The sequence below is a fragment of the Aurantiacibacter gilvus genome, from assembly GCF_038289935.1.
GTDB lineage: Bacteria > Pseudomonadota > Alphaproteobacteria > Sphingomonadales > Sphingomonadaceae > Alteraurantiacibacter > Alteraurantiacibacter gilvus.
The window spans coordinates 958,830-979,233 of sequence record NZ_JBBYHV010000001.1; the positions used below are offsets into that span (position 1 = coordinate 958,830).

General features: G+C 63.6%; 24 protein-coding genes and 1 tRNA gene. 22 read left to right on the top strand and 3 right to left on the bottom strand.

The genetic code is table 11. The features are described from left to right. The first annotated feature begins 101 nt into the window (after positions 1–101). The 13 genes from rpsB to rpmE all read left to right on the top strand — a co-directional run bounded on the left by rpsB (position 102) and on the right by rpmE (position 12,211). The gene (gene rpsB, locus AAEO60_RS04745; protein ID WP_341672492.1) at positions 102–872 is read left to right on the top strand and encodes a 30S ribosomal protein S2; all 771 of its coding nucleotides are present in this window, start codon (positions 102–104) and stop codon (positions 870–872) included. Positions 873–1,019: 147 nt separating this feature from the next. Further along, a complete protein-coding gene (gene tsf, locus AAEO60_RS04750) occupies positions 1,020–1,946 on the top strand; it encodes a translation elongation factor Ts (RefSeq protein WP_341672493.1) in 927 nt (308 codons plus the stop codon). A gap of 222 nt (positions 1,947–2,168) precedes the next feature. Next, complete coding sequence (locus tag AAEO60_RS04755) at positions 2,169–2,435, top strand: hypothetical protein (RefSeq protein ID WP_341672494.1); 267 nt, start codon at positions 2,169–2,171, stop codon at positions 2,433–2,435. An 89-nt stretch (positions 2,436–2,524) separates the two neighbouring features. Continuing rightward, the gene (pyrH, locus tag AAEO60_RS04760; protein WP_341672495.1) at positions 2,525–3,244 is read left to right on the top strand and encodes a UMP kinase; all 720 of its coding nucleotides are present in this window, start codon (positions 2,525–2,527) and stop codon (positions 3,242–3,244) included. A 6-nt stretch (positions 3,245–3,250) separates the two neighbouring features. Beyond that, positions 3,251–3,805, top strand: a complete 555-nt coding sequence (gene frr / locus AAEO60_RS04765) for a ribosome recycling factor (protein WP_341672496.1) — start codon at positions 3,251–3,253, stop codon at positions 3,803–3,805. Positions 3,806–3,865: 60 nt separating this feature from the next. Continuing rightward, entirely contained in the window at positions 3,866–4,507 is a 642-nt protein-coding gene (uppS, locus tag AAEO60_RS04770; protein WP_341673544.1) for a polyprenyl diphosphate synthase, read from the top strand. Next, positions 4,494–5,276, top strand: a complete 783-nt coding sequence (locus AAEO60_RS04775) for a phosphatidate cytidylyltransferase (protein ID WP_341672497.1) — start codon at positions 4,494–4,496, stop codon at positions 5,274–5,276. The genes uppS and AAEO60_RS04775 overlap by 14 nt, the downstream gene beginning before the upstream one ends. Continuing rightward, on the top strand, positions 5,273–6,427 hold the full coding sequence (locus AAEO60_RS04780) for a 1-deoxy-D-xylulose-5-phosphate reductoisomerase (protein ID WP_341672498.1): 1,155 nt from the start codon (positions 5,273–5,275) through the stop codon (positions 6,425–6,427). The genes AAEO60_RS04775 and AAEO60_RS04780 overlap by 4 nt, the downstream gene beginning before the upstream one ends. 51 nt (positions 6,428–6,478) lie before the next feature. Beyond that, on the top strand, positions 6,479–7,552 hold the full coding sequence (rseP, locus tag AAEO60_RS04785) for an RIP metalloprotease RseP (protein WP_341673545.1): 1,074 nt from the start codon (positions 6,479–6,481) through the stop codon (positions 7,550–7,552). A gap of 199 nt (positions 7,553–7,751) precedes the next feature. Beyond that, on the top strand, positions 7,752–10,466 hold the full coding sequence (gene bamA / locus AAEO60_RS04790; protein WP_341672499.1) for an outer membrane protein assembly factor BamA: 2,715 nt from the start codon (positions 7,752–7,754) through the stop codon (positions 10,464–10,466). Continuing rightward, positions 10,466–11,158 (top strand): OmpH family outer membrane protein, encoded by a 693-nt coding sequence (locus AAEO60_RS04795; RefSeq protein ID WP_341672500.1) that lies wholly within the window; start codon positions 10,466–10,468, stop codon positions 11,156–11,158. The genes bamA and AAEO60_RS04795 overlap by 1 nt, the downstream gene beginning before the upstream one ends. Positions 11,159–11,182: 24 nt before the next feature. After that, positions 11,183–11,632, top strand: coding sequence for a 3-hydroxyacyl-ACP dehydratase FabZ (gene fabZ / locus AAEO60_RS04800; RefSeq protein ID WP_341672501.1), 450 nt, complete (start codon positions 11,183–11,185; stop codon positions 11,630–11,632). Positions 11,633–11,986: 354 nt separating this feature from the next. Further along, entirely contained in the window at positions 11,987–12,211 is a 225-nt protein-coding gene (rpmE, locus tag AAEO60_RS04805; RefSeq protein ID WP_341672502.1) for a 50S ribosomal protein L31, read from the top strand. 132 nt (positions 12,212–12,343) lie between these two features. On the opposite strand, the gene AAEO60_RS04810 is transcribed toward rpmE, so the two are convergent. The 3 genes from AAEO60_RS04810 to AAEO60_RS04820 all read right to left on the bottom strand — a co-directional run bounded on the left by AAEO60_RS04810 (position 12,344) and on the right by AAEO60_RS04820 (position 13,965). Then, the gene (locus AAEO60_RS04810; protein ID WP_341672503.1) at positions 12,344–12,832 is read right to left on the bottom strand and encodes a DUF2165 family protein; all 489 of its coding nucleotides are present in this window, start codon (positions 12,830–12,832) and stop codon (positions 12,344–12,346) included. A 63-nt stretch (positions 12,833–12,895) separates the two neighbouring features. Further along, complete coding sequence (locus AAEO60_RS04815; protein WP_341672504.1) at positions 12,896–13,342, bottom strand: GFA family protein; 447 nt, start codon at positions 13,340–13,342, stop codon at positions 12,896–12,898. Further along, the gene (locus AAEO60_RS04820) at positions 13,333–13,965 is read right to left on the bottom strand and encodes a prolyl hydroxylase family protein (protein ID WP_341672505.1); all 633 of its coding nucleotides are present in this window, start codon (positions 13,963–13,965) and stop codon (positions 13,333–13,335) included. Before AAEO60_RS04820 ends, AAEO60_RS04815 begins: the two co-directional genes overlap by 10 nt. Positions 13,966–14,161: 196 nt before the next feature. Here AAEO60_RS04820 and AAEO60_RS04825 point away from each other — a divergent pair. From AAEO60_RS04825 to AAEO60_RS04865, 9 genes are all read left to right on the top strand, one after another. Beyond that, positions 14,162–14,238: transfer RNA gene (locus tag AAEO60_RS04825), tRNA-His, on the top strand. 45 nt (positions 14,239–14,283) lie between these two features. After that, positions 14,284–15,351, top strand: coding sequence for a Leu/Phe/Val dehydrogenase (locus tag AAEO60_RS04830; protein ID WP_341672506.1), 1,068 nt, complete (start codon positions 14,284–14,286; stop codon positions 15,349–15,351). 85 nt (positions 15,352–15,436) lie between these two features. Next, positions 15,437–16,174 (top strand): heme ABC transporter permease CcmC, encoded by a 738-nt coding sequence (gene ccmC, locus AAEO60_RS04835; RefSeq protein WP_341672507.1) that lies wholly within the window; start codon positions 15,437–15,439, stop codon positions 16,172–16,174. Further along, complete coding sequence (locus tag AAEO60_RS04840; protein ID WP_341672508.1) at positions 16,174–16,314, top strand: hypothetical protein; 141 nt, start codon at positions 16,174–16,176, stop codon at positions 16,312–16,314. Before ccmC ends, AAEO60_RS04840 begins: the two co-directional genes overlap by 1 nt. Continuing rightward, positions 16,311–16,772 (top strand): cytochrome c maturation protein CcmE, encoded by a 462-nt coding sequence (gene ccmE, locus AAEO60_RS04845; RefSeq protein WP_341672509.1) that lies wholly within the window; start codon positions 16,311–16,313, stop codon positions 16,770–16,772. The genes AAEO60_RS04840 and ccmE overlap by 4 nt, the downstream gene beginning before the upstream one ends. Next, on the top strand, positions 16,769–18,769 hold the full coding sequence (locus tag AAEO60_RS04850) for a heme lyase CcmF/NrfE family subunit (protein ID WP_341672510.1): 2,001 nt from the start codon (positions 16,769–16,771) through the stop codon (positions 18,767–18,769). The genes ccmE and AAEO60_RS04850 overlap by 4 nt, the downstream gene beginning before the upstream one ends. Beyond that, a complete protein-coding gene (locus tag AAEO60_RS04855) occupies positions 18,766–19,302 on the top strand; it encodes a redoxin family protein (RefSeq protein WP_341672511.1) in 537 nt (178 codons plus the stop codon). The genes AAEO60_RS04850 and AAEO60_RS04855 overlap by 4 nt, the downstream gene beginning before the upstream one ends. Next, the gene (locus AAEO60_RS04860) at positions 19,302–19,706 is read left to right on the top strand and encodes a cytochrome c-type biogenesis protein (protein ID WP_423970136.1); all 405 of its coding nucleotides are present in this window, start codon (positions 19,302–19,304) and stop codon (positions 19,704–19,706) included. Before AAEO60_RS04855 ends, AAEO60_RS04860 begins: the two co-directional genes overlap by 1 nt. Then, positions 19,703–20,374 (top strand): tetratricopeptide repeat protein, encoded by a 672-nt coding sequence (locus AAEO60_RS04865; RefSeq protein ID WP_341672513.1) that lies wholly within the window; start codon positions 19,703–19,705, stop codon positions 20,372–20,374. The genes AAEO60_RS04860 and AAEO60_RS04865 overlap by 4 nt, the downstream gene beginning before the upstream one ends. Positions 20,375–20,404: the final 30 nt, after the last annotated feature.

Consider the following 20,404-nt stretch of genomic DNA (forward strand, 5'->3'; position numbering starts at 1 on the left):
AGGCACTGACATACCGGTGCCGCCTGAGGGCCCAGTCGCAAGATGGGACTCCAAGGGTCGGTTCCCCGTCTTCCAGAGGTTCAACCGGAAAGGAATTACCTATGGCGGGTCCCACCGTCACCATGCAGCAATTGATCGAGGCCGGCGCACACTTCGGCCACCAGACCCACCGCTGGAACCCGCGGATGAAGCCGTACATCTTCGGCGACCGCAACGGCGTTCACATCATCGACCTGTCGCAGACCGTGCCGCTGTTCGCACGCGCGCTCGACTTCATCTCCTCGACCACCCGCGCAGGCGGTAAGGTGCTGTTCGTCGGCACCAAGCGCCAGGCGCAGGAGCCGATTGCACAGGCTGCCCGTTCGTGCGGCCAGCACTTCGTCAACCACCGCTGGCTGGGCGGCATGCTCACCAACTGGAAGACGATCTCGCAGTCGATCAAGGAACTGAAGACCCTCGAGGAAAAGCTGTCGGGCGATACCCACGGCCTGACCAAGAAGGAAATCCTCCAGCTGACCCGCAAGAAGGACAAGCTGGAACTGTCGCTGGGCGGCATCCGCGACATGGGCGGCGTGCCGGACGTGATGTTCGTGATCGACGCCAACAAGGAGGATCTCGCGATCAAGGAAGCCAACGTGCTTGGTATTCCGGTTGTCGCGGTTCTTGATACCAATGTCGATCCATCGGGCATTTCCTTCCCGGTTCCGGGCAACGACGACGCCAGCCGCGCCGTGCGTCTGTACTGCGATGCCGTTGCTGCCGCTGCAAGCGCCGGCAAGGGCGAAGGCGTGGTGGACTCAGGCACCGACATCGGCGCCATGGATGCACCGCCGGCAGAAGCAGTTGCCGAGGAAGCTCCGGCCGAGGCCTGATCTTCATCTGATGCGCGGCCTGCGACCGGGTCGTAAGCCGCGCGTCACAATTGCATTTCATGGCGCCTACGCCGCGTGGCCACTTGTGGTCACGTGACCCGGCAAGGGTAATCCGGCGCCACTTTTGAAGTATCGAAGGAAATAGACATGGCTGCATTTTCTGCATCCGACGTGAAGGCCCTGCGCGAAAAGACCGGCGCGGGCATGATGGACGCCAAGAAGGCGCTTGAAGCTGCCGGTGGCGACATCGAAGCTGCCATCGACGCACTGCGCGCCAAGGGTCTCGCTACCGCCCAGAAGAAGTCCAGCCGCACCGCGGCAGAGGGCCTCGTTGGCGTGGCTGTCGAAGGCACCAAGGGCGTTGCCGTCGAAGTGAATTCGGAAACCGACTTCGTCGCCAAGAACGACAAGTTCCAGGACTTCGTGCGCAAGACCACCGACGTGGCCCTGGGCATGGACGGTGACGACGTCGAAGCACTGAAGGCTGCCGGCTATCCCGATGGCGGCACCGTGGCCGAAAAGCTGACCGACAATGTCGCCACCATCGGCGAAAACCAGCAGGTGCGCCGCATGAAGAGCGTTGCTGTCTCCAGCGGCGTGATCGTGCCTTACATGCACAATGCGCAGGCTCCGAACCTTGGCAAGATCGGCGTGCTCGTCGCGCTCGAGAGCGAAGCCGGTGCCGACGTGCTGGAACCGCTGGGCAAGCAGCTGGCCATGCACATCGCCGCTGCCTTCCCGCAGGCCCTGACCGCGGAAGACCTGGACGCGGACGTGATCGAGCGTGAGCGCAAGATCGCTGCCGAGAAGGCTGCCGAAAGCGGCAAGCCCGAGAACGTGCAGGAAAAGATGGTTGAAGGCGCCATCAAGAAGTACGCCAAGGAGAACGCTCTCCTCAGCCAGGTCTTCGTGATGGACAACAAGACGCCGATCGCTGATGTCGTTGCCGCCGCCGGCAAGGAAGCCGGCACCGCCATCGTGCTGAAGGACTATGTCCGCTTCCAGCTGGGCGAAGGCATCGAGAAAGAAGAAAGCGACTTCGCCGCAGAAGTCGCGGCTGCCGTCGGCGGCTGATTTTTTCCTCTCTTTGAGGCTTCAAAGGGGGCCGTCGCACTCTCGGGTTCGGCGGCCCTTTTTGTTTTCTGGCACGGCGAAGTCCGGGGCGGGGAACGCAACATTTGGGAGGCACTGCATCTTCGCGAGTTGGCTATTGGCCTCGCCCCAATATCCTGCGATGCCGGGCCCATGCCTTGGCGGAAAGCTCAGCAACGACGACGCGCAGAGCAGGGGATAACCTTGCGGGTGCTGCAGGTTGTCCGGCGCGGCCTTCTTCGCAGCCAGTTGCAGGCATCTGCTGACAACGACGGCGTCTTCGTGGCAGTGCAGGGGCCCTCAATCCAGTGGGCGATCCTAGGGGGATCGCTGGCGCAGCAGCGCGGGCTGGAATTTCGCGAGATGCGTGTCAGCCGCGATCAACCAGTCTACCTCGTCTGTCGTGGCAGCAATTGGCAAATTGGTGATGAGATACCGACTGACCAGATCGTCTACCGCTACGAACCTTAGGCGGGCGAAATCACGTCGGAACACTTGGCACATTGCCTCGCTGTCTCTAACAGTCGCGCCAACCTGCTTTCGAGAGGAACTATCCACCCATGTTGCTGCCCGACACCAAGCGTATCCTGCTCAAGCTTTCGGGCGAGGTGCTGATGGGCGAGCAGGACTACGGCATCGACACCGACTATGTCATGCGCCTCGCCGAAGAGGTGAAGGCAGCGAAAGAGACCGGTCTGGAGATTTGCCTGGTCATCGGCGGCGGCAACATCTTCCGCGGGATGTCGGGCGCCGCGCAGGGCATGGACCGCGCGCAGGCCGATTACATGGGCATGCTCGCCACGGTGATGAATGCCCTCGCCATGCAGAGCGCGCTGGAGCAGCTGGGGGTCCATACCCGCGTGCAAAGCGCGATCCAGATGGACCAGGTGTGCGAGCCGGTGATCCGCCGCCGCGCCGAACGGCACCTTGAAAAGGGCCGTATCGTGATCTTCGCGGCGGGCGTGGGCGCGCCCTATTTCACCACCGATTCCGGCGCTGCCCTGCGTGCTGCGGAAATGCGCTGCGACGCGCTGCTGAAGGGCACCAGCGTGGACGGGGTCTACAGTGCCGATCCCAAGCGCGATCCCGATGCCAAGCGTTTCGACACGGTCACCTATGACAAGGTGCTGGCAGACAATTTGAAGGTGATGGACGCCTCGGCCGTGGCCCTGTGCCGCGACAACGACATCCCCATCGTGGTCTTTTCGATCCGCGAGCGGGGCAATGTCGCGCGGGTGCTGGCGGGCGAGGGCGTCCAGACGATTGTACAGAAGGACTAGAGAGCGATGAAGTACGACAAGGCAGACGTTGAGCGCCGCATGGCTGGAGCGGTGGAAAGCCTGAAGGGCGACCTTTCGGGCCTGCGCACGGGTCGTGCGAACACGGCGCTGCTCGATCCCGTGGTGGTCGAGGTCTACGGCTCGATGATGCCGCTCAACCAGGTGGCGACGGTCTCCGCACCCGAACCGCGCATGCTCAGCGTGCAGGTGTGGGACAGGGCCAACGTCAGCGCCGTGGAGAAGGGCATCACCAAGGCCAACCTCGGCCTCAACCCGATGAGCGACGGCCAGACGGTGCGCCTGCCCATGCCCGACCTCAACGAGGAACGCCGCCGTGAGCTGGCCAAGCTGGCAGGCGACTATGGCGAGAAGGCCAAGATCGCCATCCGCAACGTGCGCCGCGACGCCAACGACGCGCTGAAGGAAGACGAGAAGAAGAAGGAAATCTCCGAAGACGACCGCAAGCGTCTGGAGGACGAGGTGCAGAAGCTGACCGACAAGTATGTCGCCGACGTCGATGCCGCCACGGCCGCCAAGGAAAAGGAAATCATGACGCAGTAAGCGTCGATAGGGTCGCGTCCGGTGGCTGAGTCAACATATCCTCGCCATGTCGCGATCATCATGGACGGCAATGGCCGCTGGGCGAAGCGCCGCGCCTTGCCGCGGGCCATGGGCCACAAGGCGGGCGGCGATGCCGTGCGCCGGACGGTGCAGGCAGCGGAAGACCTGGGGCTGGAATGCCTGACGCTCTACGCCTTCTCCAGCGAGAACTGGAAGCGCGAGGAAAGCGAGATTTCCGACCTGATGAACCTGATGCGCAGGTTCATCGAGGCCAACCTTGCGGACATGATCGAACGCAAGGTGCGGTTGAAGATCATTGGTGATTTCAAGGCCTTCGCTCCCGATATTGTCGAAAAGCTGGAAGACGCGCTGGCGCGCACAAGTGGCGGCACACGCACCCTGGCAGTGGCACTCAATTACGGCGCGCAGCAGGAAATCGCTCGCGCGGCGCGGCTGGCGGCTGAAGCGGGTGCAATCGACCCTGAAAGTATCGAGAAGCACCTCTACACTGCCGACCTGCCGCCGCTCGACCTGCTGATCCGCACCAGCGGCGAGGTGCGGCTGTCAAACTTCCTGCTGTGGCAATCGGCCTATGCCGAAATGCTCTTCCTCGACGTGCTCTGGCCCGATTTCGGCGAAGAGCACCTGCGCGCGGCCTGCGAGGAATTCGCCAAGCGGGAGCGACGCTATGGCGGGCGGTGATCCGGCTCCCGAGCGCAAGCGCGACCAGCTGAAGGCAGCGGCGAAGAAGGCTGTCGAAGTTCCCGTCAGCGTCCGCACCAGCGACTTGCCAAAGCGCGCGGCGAGCGCGTTGGTGATGCTGGCCGTGGTCGCAGGCGTTGTTTGGGCGGGCGGCTATGTCTGGTCGGGCTTTGCCGCGCTGGTGGGGCTGGTCGTTTACGGTGAGTGGTCGCGCATCGTGCTGCGCATGACCGAGAGCACGATCAAGCGACTCGTCGGTTTTGTTCTCGGGGTGATCTATGTCGGCGGGGCGACCTACTTCCTTGCCGTTTTCGGCAATGACGAGGCCATGGGCGTGCCCGAAGGCCAGTGGCACTGGCCATTGCTGGCACTGGTCGCCGTGGTGATTGCCACCGACACCGGCGCCTATTTTGCCGGACGCGCCATCGGCGGCCCCAAGATTGCCCCGTCTATCAGCCCGTCGAAGACCTGGGCAGGGCTTGCCGGCGGCATGGCCTGCGCAGCGGCAGTGCTGGCACTGATCGCGGAGTACACCTTCGTCGAGATGCCCCTGCTTATGGCACTCCTCGTCGGCGCTGCGGTCGCGGTGGTGGCGCAGGCGGGTGATTTCCTCGAGAGCGGGATGAAGCGCAAGGCGGGCCTGAAGGACTCCGGATCGCTGATTCCCGGTCACGGAGGATTCTTCGACCGGCTCGACGGACTATTGGCCGTATCCTGGGCGGCTGGCGTATGGATGTTCGCGGCTCTACTGTACGCGCCGGACCTATGACCCGCTCGATTTCCATTCTCGGAGCCACCGGCTCCATCGGCGATTCCACGCTCGACCTCGTGCGCTCGCAGCCGGGTGAGTGGCGCGTCGTTGCGCTCAGCGCCAATTGCTCGGCGGAGAAGCTGGCGCGGCTGGCCATCGAGTTCGGCGCCGAGATTGCCGTGGTCGGCGATGAGGCCTGCCTGCCCGAACTACGCGAGCACCTCTCGGGCACGGGGATCGAGGCAACAGGCGGTGCGCAGGCGCTGTGCGAAGCCGCCGCGCGTCCGTGCGACCTAACTGTGGCCGCTATCGTCGGCTGTGCGGGCCTTGCACCCACTATGCGGGCCATCGAGCAAGGCAACACCGTCGCGCTAGCCAACAAGGAAGCGCTGGTCTCCGCCGGCGAGGTGATGACGCGGCTGGTCGCCGAACACGGCACCACGCTGCTGCCGGTCGACAGCGAGCACAATGCCATCTTCCAGTGCCTGCAGGGCAACGATCTTGCCGACGTGCGCTGGATCACCCTGACCGCGAGCGGTGGGCCCTTCCGCACCAAGACCATGGTCGAACTGGAAGCCGCCACGCCTGCCCAGGCCGTGGCCCATCCCAACTGGGACATGGGCGCCAAGATCAGCGTCGATTCCGCCACCATGATGAACAAGGGACTCGAGTTCATCGAGGCCTTCCACCTGTTCCCCGTGGGGCTGGATCGGCTGCGGATCATCGTCCACCCGCAGAGCGTGATCCACTCGATGGTAGAATATCGCGACGGTTCCACGCTCGCCCAGCTTGGGCCGAGCGACATGCGCGTGCCCATCGCGTCGACGCTGGCTCATCCTGCGCGCATGGATACCCGGTGCAAGCCGCTGGACCTTGCAACCATCGGGGAACTCACCTTTTTCGCGCCTGATGAAGAACGCTTCCCGGCCACGAAACTGGCGCGCGAGGCGGCCCACGCCGGGGGCGGGGCGCCCGCCGTGCTCAATGCCGCGAACGAGGTGGCCGTGGCGGCCTTCCTTGCGGGTCAGCTGAAATTCACCCAAATTTCTGCAATAGTGGCTAGAACCCTCGACAATTACGCGCCGCCTGCGCCAACATCGCTCGACGCCGTGCTGGCTGTCGATGCCGAGGCAAGGGCGCGCGCGGCTGCAATGCTGGAGCCTGTTTAAGTGAGTTTCGAATCCGTGCCCTTCTGGGTCTACATCGTCGGCTTCCTGCTGATGCTTGGCCCGCTCATCGTCCTGCACGAACTGGGCCACTACCTCGTCGGGCGCTGGTTCGGCGTTGGGGCAGAGGCTTTCTCGGTTGGCTTCGGCAAGGAAATTGCAGGCTATACCGACAAGCGCGGTACGCGCTGGAAGCTTTCACTGCTGCCCATCGGTGGCTACGTGCAGTTCAAGGGTGACATGAACCCCGCCAGCGTGCCTGATCCGGCTGCGCCCGCGGAACCTGACGCCTTCCAGACCAAGCCATTGTGGCAGCGCGCCCTGATTGTGGCAGCCGGACCGGTTGCCAACGTCATCATCGCCGTGGCCATCTTCTCCGCCTTCTTCATGATTTTCGGCAAGCCCGTGGCTAGCGATCCAGCGGAAGAGAACTTTGTCGTCGCCTTTGCCGAAGAGTCACCGGCGCGCGAGGCCGGTATCCAGATCGACGACCGTATCGTTGCGGTCGAAGGTAAGGAAATGGAATCCTACCGCGAGGTACAGCAGGCGATCTGGCTCTATCCCAATCGCGAACTGGACATCACGGTAGAACGTGACGGGCAGCGTATTACCTACCCGATCACGACCCGTTCCGAAGAGATGACGGATCAGTTCGGCAATGCCTCCACCATCGGCCTGATCGGCGTCGAAAGTCGCCCGACCGAACGCAATTTCGAGGCGGTTGGGCCGATTACGGCCGTCGGGCTGGCAGTCCGCCAGTGCGCCGACATGTTCGACATGATGGTGACCGGCATCGGCCAGATCCTGTTCGGCGAACGCTCGGTGAAGGAGCTGGGCGGACCGATTACCATCGCCAAGGTGTCTGGTGAGCAACTGAGCCTCGGCTGGCTGGAATTCGTCAGCTTTGCCGCGCTCATCTCGCTTAACTTGGCGTTCATTAACTTGCTGCCAATCCCTGCCCTCGACGGCGGGCACCTGGCTTTTTATGCAGTGGAAGCAGTCCGCCGCAAACCAGCCAGTCCCCGCAGTCAGGAGCTCGCGTTCCGCACCGGTATGGCCATCGTGTTGGCACTGATGCTGTTCGTGACGATCATCGATATCGCCAAGCTGCCGATTTTCGGGAGCTAGGCCTGGTATCCTCAAGTGGGGAAAGGACTGCACTTTCGACGCGATTTCGGGCAACTTCGCTTGATTGCCACTCTGGCATCGGGCAAGGGCGCACTTCGCGTTTGAAACCGGACGATGCATCCCGCGGGGGGCGGGCTGACGGGCAGACCGGGTTCAATGCCCCTGAGCGGGCGCGAGTGTCGAGACGAGTGGACGGATAATGGGTTCCAAGGCCAAGACGATCAAATCCCAGCATTATGCCGTAGCCCTGCTGGGCTGCACCATTCTCGCCGGTATGCCCATTGCGGCGCTGGCGCAGGACGCTGGCGACCTTACGCTGCCTCCGGAAGAGAGCACGGCGGCACCGCAGGAAGAAGAACCGGCGGTTGCACCAACTCCGGCACCCGCACCGCAGGAACAGGGTGAAATCATCCGCACCATCGCGGTTGCCGGTGCCGAGCGCCTGGAGCCGGAGACCATCGTTTCCTACATCCAGTTGCGCCCCGGCATGGTCTATACGGCAGCTGCGGGTGACCAGGCCCTGCTGGACCTGGCCGAGACCGAGCTGTTTGCGGACTTCGAACTGGCCTTCAACGACGGCAACGTCGTCATCACGGTCGAGGAAAACCCGATCATCAACCGCATCATCCTGGAGGGTAACCGCCGGATCGACGCTGACGAGATCATTCCCGAAATCAACCTGGCCCCGCGCCAGATCTTCACCCGTTCCCGCGTCCGTGCGGACGTTGCCCGCATCATCGAACTGTACAAGCGGCAGGGTCGCTTTGCCGCGACCGTCGAACCGCAGATGGTCATGCTCGACCAGAACCGCGTCGACGTGATCTTCGAGATTTCCGAGGGCCCCAAGTCGCGCGTTCGCCAGATCAACATCATCGGCAACGAGGTGTTCTCCGACGGCGAGTTGCGTGACGAGATGGTTACGCGCGAAGCCAGCCTGTTCGCGATCTTCAGCTCGAACACCAGCTACGACCCTGACCGTCTTGCCTTCGACCAGCAGAAGCTGCGCCAGTTCTACCTCACCGAAGGCTATGCCGACTTCCGCGTCGTTTCCGCCGTGGCCGAACTGACGCCGGACAAGCGCGACTTCATCATCACCTATGTGGTGGAAGAGGGCGATCGTTACACCTTCGGCGACGTCGAGGTTGTCAGCCAACTGCGTGACTTCTCGTCCGAACAACTTTCCGCCGGTCTCGTGATGTCACCGGGCGACTGGTACAATGCCGAGCAGATCGATGACACGGTTGAGGGCCTGACCGAGACCGCCGGTGCCTTTGGCTATGCCTTTGCCGACGTGCGTCCGCGCATCACGCGCAACGCTGAAGAGCGCACGATGGACGTCACCTTCACGGTGGCTGACGCGCCGCGCGTCTACATCGAAGCGATCGAGATCAACGGCAACACGCTGACACAGGACAAGGTGATCCGCCGCGAGTTCCGTATCGCGGAAGGCGACGCCTTCTCCAGCCTGCAGGTCGCCCGTTCGACCGCGCGCATCAACTCGCTGGGCTATTTCCAGGAGAACTTCGAGATCGAGCAGGTCGAAGGCTCCAGCCCGGACCGCATCATCCTGCAGGCCAACGTGCAGGAAGAGCCGACCGGCGAACTGACGCTGTCCGCCGGTTTCTCCTCGCTCGAAAGCTTCATCTTCAACGGTTCGATCAGGCAGAACAACTTCCGTGGGCGCGGCCAGACGATCGGCCTGGGCGTCAACTATTCGCGCTATTCGCGTTCTGCCAATGTCAGCTTCACCGAACCCAAGGTGTTCGACCGCGATATTGCCTTGGGTTTCGATATCTACCGGCAGGACTTCAACAACGGCTACTTCAACCGCGACAGTGCCACTTACGAGCAGTCGACCACCGGCTTCTCGCTGCGCGTTGGCGTGCCGCTGAGCGAATACATGAGCCTGCTGGGCAGCTACACGCTGAACTACCAGGATGTGACGGTCGACGAATCGCGCTTCTTCTTCGATTTCGACGGCGACGGCACCGCGCAGTGCGAGCCGCTGATTGCCGGTCGCTACCTGTGCGATGCGCTGGGCGGACGCCTGCAGTCGATCCTCGGCACTTCACTGACCTATTCCACGCTCGACAGCCGCGTGCGGCCGACGCGCGGCATGAATGCCGTTGCAACGGTGCAGTTCGCCGGCTTGGGTGGTGACACGCGCTATGTGCGCGTCCGCGGCGAGGTCTCGCGCTACTGGAACCTTGGCAGCGGCTTCATCGGTTCGCTCCGTCTTGAAGGCGGCTACATCAACGGCCTTGGCGACGATGTACTGCTGACAGACCGCTTCTTCCTCGGTGAAGGGCAGATCCGCGGCTTCGACATTCGCGGTGTGGGACCGCGCGTTGTGCGCCGAACCTACGAGCTTGACGAGAATGACGAGCCCGTGCTGATCCCGTTGGGCGATGACCGCAACCAGGACGATGCGCTTGGCGGCGAGGCCTATTACCTGGCTCGGGCGGAAATTGAGATTCCGCTGGGTTCGGGCGTGCGCGAACTGGGCTTGCGCCCCTCGCTGTTCGTGGACGTTGGTTCGGTGTTCGGGGTCGATGCGCCGCAGCTGACGCAGAGTCCGCTGCCCGATGGCCTGTTCATCCCGCAGCGTGATGGCAACGGCAATCCCGAGTTTACGCAGTTTACGCTGGACGACACGGGTGCCGTTATCGGATCCATCACCACCATCAACCCGGTGGCGCCGGATGGCCGCCTGAATACGCCGATCGGCCTTGACCTGCCGCCGTTCTCCGAAGAATTTCTCGGCGACACCCCGTCGCCGCGTGTGACTGCCGGTCTCGGCGTCAACTGGAACTCGCCGTTCGGTCCGTTCAGGATCGATATAGCCTATGATATTCTATCTGAGCGCGGCGACGAAACCAAACTCTTCTCCTTCAATGTAGGAACGCAATTCTGATGAAAAATCTCGTCAAAACCTCGCTTGGTGCCGCACTGGCTGTTGCCGGTGCGAGCCTCGCCGTGCCCGCCGCCGCCCAGGTGAACGGCATCGGTACCGTCGATCTCAGCTACGCCGTGGCCAATTCGCAGGCCTTCCAGACCGGCTACCAGCAGATTGCCACACAGTACCAGGCACAGCGCACCACCATCGAACAGCGCCAGCAGCAGCGCCAGCAGTTGATCCAGACCTTCGACACCAACAGCGATGGCCAGCTGGACGCCACCGAACAGGCTGCCACGCAGGACCCGAACAACGCCACGGTGCAGCAGATCCAGGCGATCGACCAGGAAATCGCTACCCTGCAGCAGCCGATCAATCTTGCCCGCGTCTACGTGGTGCAGCAGGTTGCCCAGCAGTATTCGGCTGCCATGCAGACGGTGATCAGCGAGCAGAACATCCAGTTCGTGATTTCGCCTGATGCCCTGATCTACGCGCCGGAAGGTGCTGACGTCACCGAGGCTGTCACCACGGCGCTCGACACCCGCGTGCCTTCGGTCGCCGTCGTGCCGCCGGCTGACTGGCAGCCCAGCGACGCTGCGGTGAACCTGTTCCAGCAAATCCAGCAGATCCTGCTGATGGCCGCCATGCAGCAGCAGCAGGCCGCCGCTGGACAGCAGCCGGCCGAAGCGCCCGCCACCTCGGGCCGCTAATAGCGCAAGAAACGGGGCAGGGTCATGAGCGACAGCTACGACATACCGCGCATCCTCAAGGCCCTGCCGCACCGTTATCCGATGCTGCTGGTCGACCGTGTCACCGAACTGGTGAAGGGCGAGAGCATCAGCGCCATCAAGGCAGTCACCTTCAACGAAGGTTTCTTCCAGGGGCACTTTCCCGGGCGGCCGATCATGCCGGGCGTCTTGCAGATCGAGGCGCTGGCACAGGCCGCCGGCATTCTCGGCATAGAGACGCTCGATCTCGCCGACAGCGGCAAGCTGGTCTATTTCATGGCCATCGAGAACGCCAAGTTCCGCGCTCCGGTAGAGCCGGGCTGCCTGTTGCAGCTGGATGTTGCCTTCACCCAGCAGCGCAGCAAGATCTGCAAGTTCGACGGCAAGGCCAGCGTTGACGGCAAGGTGACCTGCGATGTCAGCTTTACGGCGATGATCGCGGACCCGCCTAGTTGATTTTCGATCCGGCCTCCGCCGGATCGTCCTCGGTGCCATTCCCTCCGCTGTGCTGCGGGGGCACCTGCGGGTCGCGCGCTTGCGCTCGGTCGGGCGCCGATTGCGCCCGATGTCGGCGCTACCCCTCTGTTCGATGCGAGTGACAGTTCCATCGGAACCGCAAGGACAACCGTCCGCCTGCAGCGGGCGCGCAGCGAAGCGGAGCGGAGCGCGTCTAGCGAGGACGATGGCGCGGAGGCGGCTTCGCAATCAAACAATCCTTGCAATTGAAGGTTGCTCCCGTTAGGGGCGCGCCTTCTTGAAATTCCCATCTGCAGGTCGGTCGGAACCGGCCAGACGCAAAGGACATATGCCATGAAGGCCGATACGCATCCCGAATACCACGTCATCAACGTCAAGATGACGGATGGCACCGAATTCCAGACCAAGAGCACCTGGGGTGCCGAGGGCGATACGATGAACCTCGAAATCGACCCGACCAGCCACCCGGCATGGACCGGTGGCCCGCAGCGCATCCAGGACGGCGGCCGCGTGGCCAAGTTCAACCAGCGTTTCGGCGGCCTGAATCTGAAGAAGTGACGCATGGGCTGATCCCGGACCTGATCCGGGATCTGGCGCAGTCACCCACGAGATTCCGGCTTTCGCCGGAATTCCAAGAGGGCGGCCCGATCGGGCCGCCCTTTCTGATTCTGCGGCAGCTACTGCCGCGAGCTAGTCGTCCGGTGTCAGGTAGACGAACAGCACAGTCACTGTGGAGGCCATGGCGAACATGAAGGCTCCCTTCAGCGATCCGTCGCCCACCTGTGTCTGCCACATCTGGAAGAAGGCGGAGCCGATGGTCATGAACAGGCCAAACCATGTCAGCAGGGCAAAGCCGGCAGCAAAGACGGAGGCGCGCTTGGCTTCCGTGAAGGCCGCCGCATCGCCCTTGCGCGCGGCGAACAGGTCCCACCCGCCTTTGAGGCCGAAGAAGGCCGTGGTGAACTCACCCGCCAGCACGATGGCGAGCGCGACCCACGCCAGCGCCGGATTGGCAGACGTAAAGAACAGCGTGTCCGGGTAAGCGGTATTGTCCGCGCCAGACATGACGTAGCTCAGCGAAGCGTGCGCCGCTTCGATGTTGGCGACGTTCTGCAAGGCGTAGATGAGCGCATGGAAGCCGATGACGGCCACCAGTGCGGCCTTGATTAGACGAAGCATAGTCCCCCCTTGTTCTGCGACCCGGAGGAAGGGTAGCTCGTTGCTCGCCTTGCGGCAAATCGGCTAGATCACGCCCTTCGGCCAGACCTTGTCCGGCGTCGCCTCGAACCGCAGCCAGCCCGCCTGCGTCCGTTCGCCGCCGAAGTCGTCGACATGGCGCTGGCCGTTGAAAACGGGCACTTCGGGAAAGTCCTCGTAAGGCCGCACGCCTTCCAGCGTGGAGGCGTTGATGGCGAACTTGTCCTGATCGCTGCGCGCCTGGTGCATAACGTGGATACCGCAGTTCGAACAGAAGTGGTGCGAGGCCGCCATGGTGTTGAACCGGTAGCACGACAGCGCGTCCTCGCCCTTGGTCACGGTGACGGCGTCGACCGGCACATAGACCATGGCCGCGCCCTTCATCGCGCAGATCGAGCAGTTGCAGCGCGAAGGCACGAGCCGTTCGTCGGGAAACTCCACCGAGAACTGCACGGCGCCGCAATGGCAGCAGCCTTTACGCGTCACCCCCATGGCTTTTCCCGGTACCACTTGGTGATCACGTACTTCACCCCTTTGCGTACCTTCATGCCGTGGTGGAGCGTGTTGGGATTCACGCGGCCGTCAGCACGTCGGTTGTCCCAGCACAGCAGCCGTCCGGTTTCTGGCTTGAAGGTCTTGTCGATCACCTTGAAGCGGGTGCCGCCGCCGGCTTCCACCTCGTTGAGATAGACCATGAAGGTCCAGGTCCGGTTGCCGGACACCTTGCAATAGGTGTTGTAGTCCAAGCCCCCCGGTTCGAAATAGTCGGTGTGGGGCTTGAACTCCTGCCCTTCGGCATAGCGCTGGCCCTGCACCGGCTCGCCATGGGCGCGGTTGATGCCGTTCAGTTCGAACAGCATGTCCTCGAGGTCCTTCACCGCGGCCTCCTTGGGATCGAGGTCGCAGGTCTCGCTGGTGCGGAAGTAGTCGTCGCCATTGGCGTCGGCGATAGTGGAGGGTCGGCGATCCCGGTCGATCAGTTCGATGAGGCCTTCGCACAGGTCATCGGGAATGAAATTGGCGCAGGTGAGCAAGGTGAGCCGCGAGGAGGGGACCTGCCGCATCCCGTCGTGCTGGCCGAGGATGTCTACAGAGGTCTCGCCCGGATTCGTCATGCCGACATTGATAAACCCGGCGATGGGCTGCGCAAGCCCAAGTAATTTTCTTGCGTTTGAGGCGCCGACAAGCACTTTTCGCTTTGCTTGCCAGCCGACTTGTGCAACAGGCCAGCGCCCGCGGCGGATGGCCCTTGACCACCCGGCGCAGACCCCTAACAGGCCGCATCTTGGCATGCGGAACCTGGCATGTGTGGCGATCGTAGCTCAGTTGGTTAGAGCGCCGGTTTGTGGTACCGGAGGTCGGGGGTTCGAGACCCCTCGATCGCCCCATTTCCCCAGCTTTCCTGCCGCGTTGAAAGCGATGAGGGGCGAATTATGCCGGCATTCTGGAGCGAACCCGACTGGGACGAGCACGAGCGCGTCGAGGTGGTGCATGATCGCGCCTCCGGCCTCACCGCGATTATTGCGCTGCATTCCACCCATCTAGGCCCCGGCGCCGGTGGCACCCGATTCTGGCACTATGCCGAACCGGCCGGAGCCATGCGGGATGCGCTACGGCTCTCCCGCGGGATGAGCTACAAGAACGCCATGGCCGGCCTACCCATCGGCGGCGGCAAGGCCGTGGTTCTGCTCGACAAGGATCGCAAGAAGACCACTGCCATGCTGCATGCCTTCGGCGACGCCGTCGAAGCCATGGGCGGCCAGTACGTCACCGCCGAAGATGTGGGGGCGACCGTTGCCGACATGGAGCTGGTACGCGAACGCACGGAGCATGTCTGCGGCTTGCCGGTCGGCGAAGGCGATGCCGGCGGTGATCCGGGTCCCCTGACTGCAATCGGTATCTATCAGGGCATCAAGGCCGCCGTGGCGCACAAGCTGGGCAAGGACAGCATGCAGGGCGTACGCATAGCCGTGCAGGGCGTCGGTTCGGTCGGTGGCGGCGTTGCGCGGCTGCTGGCCAAGGACGGCGCGCGGCTGTGGCTGGCCGATGTCGACGACAAGCGTGCCAAGGCCCTGGCTGCCGAGCTTGATGCCGAGGCCGTGGCTGCTGACCAGATCATGTCGACCACCTGCGACGTGTTCAGCCCCAATGCGCTGGGCGCCATCCTCGACGAGGAAGGCATCGCCCGGCTCGACTGCGCGATCGTGGCGGGCGGAGCCAACAACCAGCTGGCACGGCCGGAGCACGGCACCATGCTGCACGAGCGCGACATTCTTTATGCGCCTGACTACGTCATCAACGCGGGCGGCATCATCAATGTCAGCCTCGAGTATCTTTGCCGGCGGTCAGGCGAGCCTTGCGACATCAACGAAGTGCGCAAGCGCATCGCGCAGATTCCGGGCCGGCTTGACTCTATCTGGCAGGAAAGCGACGCCACCGGACGTCCCTCCAACGAGGTGGCCGATACCATGGCACAGATCCTTATCGGGCGGGGCGTCTAGAACCGTACACAAACCTTCCGGTTTTGCTTGTCGGACGCGGCTGCGGCTGCAATAGGGTGCGGCCAAAGATAGACTTTGTCCGACGATGCACGGCTTCGCCAATCCCGCCCGATTCCTGAGAATCGCCAAGTGGCTCACGCCGCTCTGTCTTTTGGCAGGGCTGGTGATATTTGGCGCGGTAATCGGCTACGGCCTTTTCTTTGCTCCGGCAGAGCGCCTGCAGGGCGAAACCGCGCGAATCCTCTTCATCCACGTGCCCACGGTCTGGTTCGGCATGGCCGGCTGGACCACCATCGCGCTCGCCAGCCTGGCAGAACTGGTCTGGCGGCACCCGCTGGCGGCACTCGCTGCCCGTGCGGCGGCGGTGCCGGGCGCGGTGTTCACCACGCTGGGCCTGCTGACCGGTTCGATCTGGGGCCGTCCCGCATGGGGTACCTGGTGGGTGTGGGACGGGCGGCTGACCAGCTTCCTCGTCCTGCTGTTCCTCTACCTCGGCTATATCGCCCTGGCTGGCGCGCTGGACCGCGAAGGCAGCAACAGCCGCGTGGCGGCGATTTTCGGACTGGTGGGCGCGGTGAATATCCCGATCATTCACTTCTCGGTGATCTGGTGGAACTCGCTCCACCAGCCACCAAGCATCTCCACCAGCGGATCGGCCATGGCGCCCGAATACCTGTGGGGCATGCTCGCAGGCGCGCTGGGCATCTCGCTGCTGTTTGGCGGGGTGGTACTGGCCCGTATGCGGATGCTGCTTGCGAGGGTACAGGCCGAGGCGCGGCTGCGCCGCAAGGCCATGGGCGCGGCGGAAGGGCTCGCCAGCTGATGCCCGAACAACTTGATCAATGGACTTACGTGATCGCTGCCTATGCGGTGGTGATTGTCGGCACGCTCGGTATGGTGGGGTGGAGCTGGATTGCCATGAAACGCGCCGAGAAACGGCGTGAGGAGACTCGCAGGAAATGACCTCGGCACTGAAACCCAAACACCAGCGGCTGGTGCTCGTCATCGTCGCGCTGGTCGCGCTGATCGGCGCGGGTGTCCTCGCGGCCTATGCCCTGCGCAACCAGGCGAGCTATTTCTACGTGCCTGCCGACATTGCCGCCAACCCGCCCGAACCGGGGCAGGACATCCGCCTTGGCGGCATGGTGGAAATGGGTTCGATCAACACCGCGGACGACGGCGTCACTGTCCACTTCGTGGTCGGCGATGGTGAGGCGCGGGTGCCGGTTACCTATGCCGGGATCGTGCCGGACCTGTTCGTGGAAGGCTCCGGCGTGGTTGCCGAAGGTGCCATGAACGCTGATGGTACGTTCGTCGCCAGCAACTTGCTGGCCAAGCACGACGAGAACTACATGCCGCGCGAGCTTGAAGGCATGACCATGGAAGAAGCGCGCGAGACCGTTGCGGAAACCTACGAATGATCGCTGAAATCGGTCTTGCTGCCCTGTGGCTGTCGGCGGCGCTTGCGGTCTTGCAGCTTGTCGGCGGCTTCTTCGGCGCGCGTGACGAAAACAACGAGCTGCGCGCGCTGGTGCGTCCGGCAGCCGTGCTGCAAGCCGTGCTCTGCGTCATTTCGTTCCTCTGCCTCGTCTGGGTCTTCGTGATCACGGACTTGTCGGTGAAGCTGGTGGCGAGCCATTCGCATTCGATGAAGCCGCTGGCGTTCAAGATATCCGGTGCATGGGCGAATCACGAAGGCTCCATGCTGTTGTGGATCACGGTCATGGCGGCAGCGGGCGGCCTGATCGCACTGATCGAACGCCGCCTGCCCGAACGCACCATGATGGCGACCTTGGCTTCGCAGGCCTTCGTGGCGATCGGCTTTTACGCCTTCATCCTGCTCGCATCGAACCCGTTCGAGCGGCTTTCGCCGGTGCCCACGGACGGCAACGGCCTCAACCCGCTGCTGCAGGACATGGGTGTGTCGTTCCACCCGCCGACGCTCTACATCGGCTATGTCGGGCTGTCGGTGGCTTTCAGCTTCGCGCTGGGCGCGCTGATGACGCGCAATGTCACGCCGGACTTCGCCCGCGTCATGCGCCCCTGGGTGCTGGCTGCGTGGATCTTCCTGACGATCGGCATCACCGCCGGTTCCTATTGGGCCTATTACGAACTGGGCTGGGGTGGCTGGTGGTTCTGGGACCCGGTCGAGAACGCCAGCCTGATGCCATGGCTGGCCGCGACGGCCCTGCTGCATTCGGCCAGCGTGCTGGCGGCGCGCGACGCGCTGCGGACCTGGACGATCATGCTGGGGGTGGTCGCCTTTTCCATGTCGATGGTCGGCACCTTCCTGGTGCGCTCGGGAATCCTGACCTCGGTACATGCATTCGCGGTCGACCCCGAACGCGGCAGCTTCATTCTCGCGCTGCTGGCGCTCTACATCGGTGGTGCGCTGGTGGTCTTCGCCTTGCGCGCCAACACCATTGCCGAAGGCCAGAGGTTCTCCATCACCAGCCGCGAGGGCGCGCTTGTGGTGAACAATGTCGCGCTGTCGGCCATCCTCGGCATTGTCCTGCTGGGAACGCTCTATCCGCTGCTGACCGAAGCTTTCGACGTGCGCGTGTCTGTCGGCCCGCCGTACTTCAATCCGGTGAGCGCCATCTTCCTCGTGCCCATGCTGATGGTGCTCGCGGTCGGCCCGCTGCTGCGCTGGCGCAAGGATTCGCTGTCGCGCGTGAAATGGCCTGTCGTCGTGAGCGGGGCGGTGACGCTTGCCGTGCTCGTCGCCGTCGCGCTGCTGGCTGAAATCGACATCTTGCCACTGATCGGTCTCGCGCTGGCCGCAGGTGTTGGCATTGCCAGCTTCATGCCTTTGCGCGGGCGCCGCTTGCGGCGCACGCCGCTCGCCATCTGGGGCATGTGCATTGCCCACTTCGGCGTCGCCGTCGCCCTGTTCGGGATGGCCGCTGACAGCGCCTTCCAGCAGGAACGGCTGGTGGCTGCCAATGTCGGCGACACCATCGAGATCGGCCCCTGGGAAGCCACGCTGCAGTCGATCAGCCCGGTCGCCGGCCCGAACTGGACCGCCATGCAGGCCGACATGTATTACAGTTATGAAGGCGGGGACCTGATGGAAGGCCACCCGCAGGCGCGCAGTTTCTGGGCACCTCCGGGCGAAACCAGCGAGGTCGCACTGATCACCCGCTGGAACGGCCAGCTCTATGCTGCAGTCGGCAACATGGCCGAGGATGGCCGCTGGCAGCTGCGCTTGTGGTGGAAGCCCTTCGTCACCTGGATCTGGTACGGCGGCCTGCTGATCGCGCTTGGCGGCGCGCTGGCCCTTGTCGGCCGCGTGGTAAGCGACTTGCGCCGCCGCGAGGCGGAGGCACAGGGCGAAGCACGAGCCTATCCCGACGAAGCGGAATATGCCGACTACGATGATGAGTCGTCGGTTCCGGCAGCGGAGACGCAGTCATGAAGCGCCTGCGTTACACTCTCTGGTTCGTCGTCGGCCTGGCAGCTGCGCTGTTCGGCCTGTTCGCCTACCAGTTGTCGCAGCCGAAAGACGAATTCGTGCACAGCGCCATGGTAGGCCAGCCGATGCCAGCATTCGACTTGCCGCCTGCGGTTGAAAGCCGTCCAGGACTGTCGAGCGCTGACTTAGCTGACGGCACGCCCAGGCTGCTCAATATCTTTGCCAGCTGGTGCATCCCTTGTGCTGCCGAAGCGCCGCAGCTCGAAGCGCTGGAGCGCGCCGGGGCCAATATTGTCGCCGTCGCTATCCGTGACCGGCCCGAGGACGTGAACCGCTTCCTCGCCATCTACGGCAACCCGTTCACCCGCATCGGTAGTGACGACATTTCCGAAGTGCAGCTGTCGATCGGCTCCTCGGGCGTGCCGGAGACCTTCGTGATCGATGGCAACGGCGTGATCACCTACCAGCACATCGGTGACATCCGCGAGGAACACGTGCCGATCCTGCTGGAAGAACTGCGGAAGGCCGGATCATGATGCGCTGGCTCGCCGCCCTGCTGTTGCTGGCCATCGCTGCGCCCATGGCGGCGCAGGACACCATGCCGCCCGCGCCCTATGCCTATACCCAGCTGGAAGACCCGGCACAGGAAGAGCAGGCGCGCGAGCTGATGCACACGCTACGCTGCCTCAAGTGCCAGAGCCAGTCGATTGCCGACAGCGACGCGCCCATGGCGGGCGACATGCGCCACCAGGTCCGCACACGCATTGCCGCCGGCGAGAGCTCGGATGAAATCCGCGAATGGCTGATCTCCCGCTACGGCGACTATGTCAGCTACGAACCGCAGATCAGCTCTACCACCTGGCCGTTGTTCGTTCTGCCGGTGATCCTGTTGCTGCTGGCCGGGACGGTGCTGTTACGAAGGATGGGGCGCAAGTCATGACCTGGATCGCTGTAATCCTGCTGGCGCTGCTAGCCTTCGCACTGGCGGCCGTTGCCTTCAGGCTGGAAAAGGGGCTGTGGACCAGCCTCGCCGCGGCGCTGGGCTTCGGCCTCGCCGGCTATGCCTTGCAGGCCCATCCGGACATGCCGTCTGCGCCCAAGTCTGCGTCGGCTCGCGCGGCCGAGCTGGAATACGACGTGGTGGAAGCGCGGCGCGAGTTCGTGGCCCAGCGCGACTGGTCGCAAAACCGCCTGCTGGTGACCTCCGACGCCATGGCGCGGCTTGGCCGGTTCGAAGAGGCGGCACAGTTCCTGGCCGGGGATACGGAACGCGACCGGCGCGATTTCGAGGTCTGGCTGGCACTGGCAATCGCTCTTACCGAACATGCCGATGGCGCGCTGACGCAGGCGTCGCTCTACGCTTACCAGCAAGCCGCCAATGCCAAGCCGGACAGTCTTGCGCCCGGATATTTCCTTGGTGTGTCGCTGGTTCGTCAGGGCCGCCTGATGGAAGCGCGGCAGGTCTGGCGCGAAACTCTCGAAGCTGGTCCCGAAGACGCGGCTGGCCGTGCCGGTCTGGAAGATCGCCTTGCGCGACTCGACGCGATGCTGGGCGCGATGAGCCAGGGGCAAGCTCCGACCGTGCCGGAAGACAACACCGGCGAGTAATGCTGCACCGCATCATGTTGCGGGACGCGA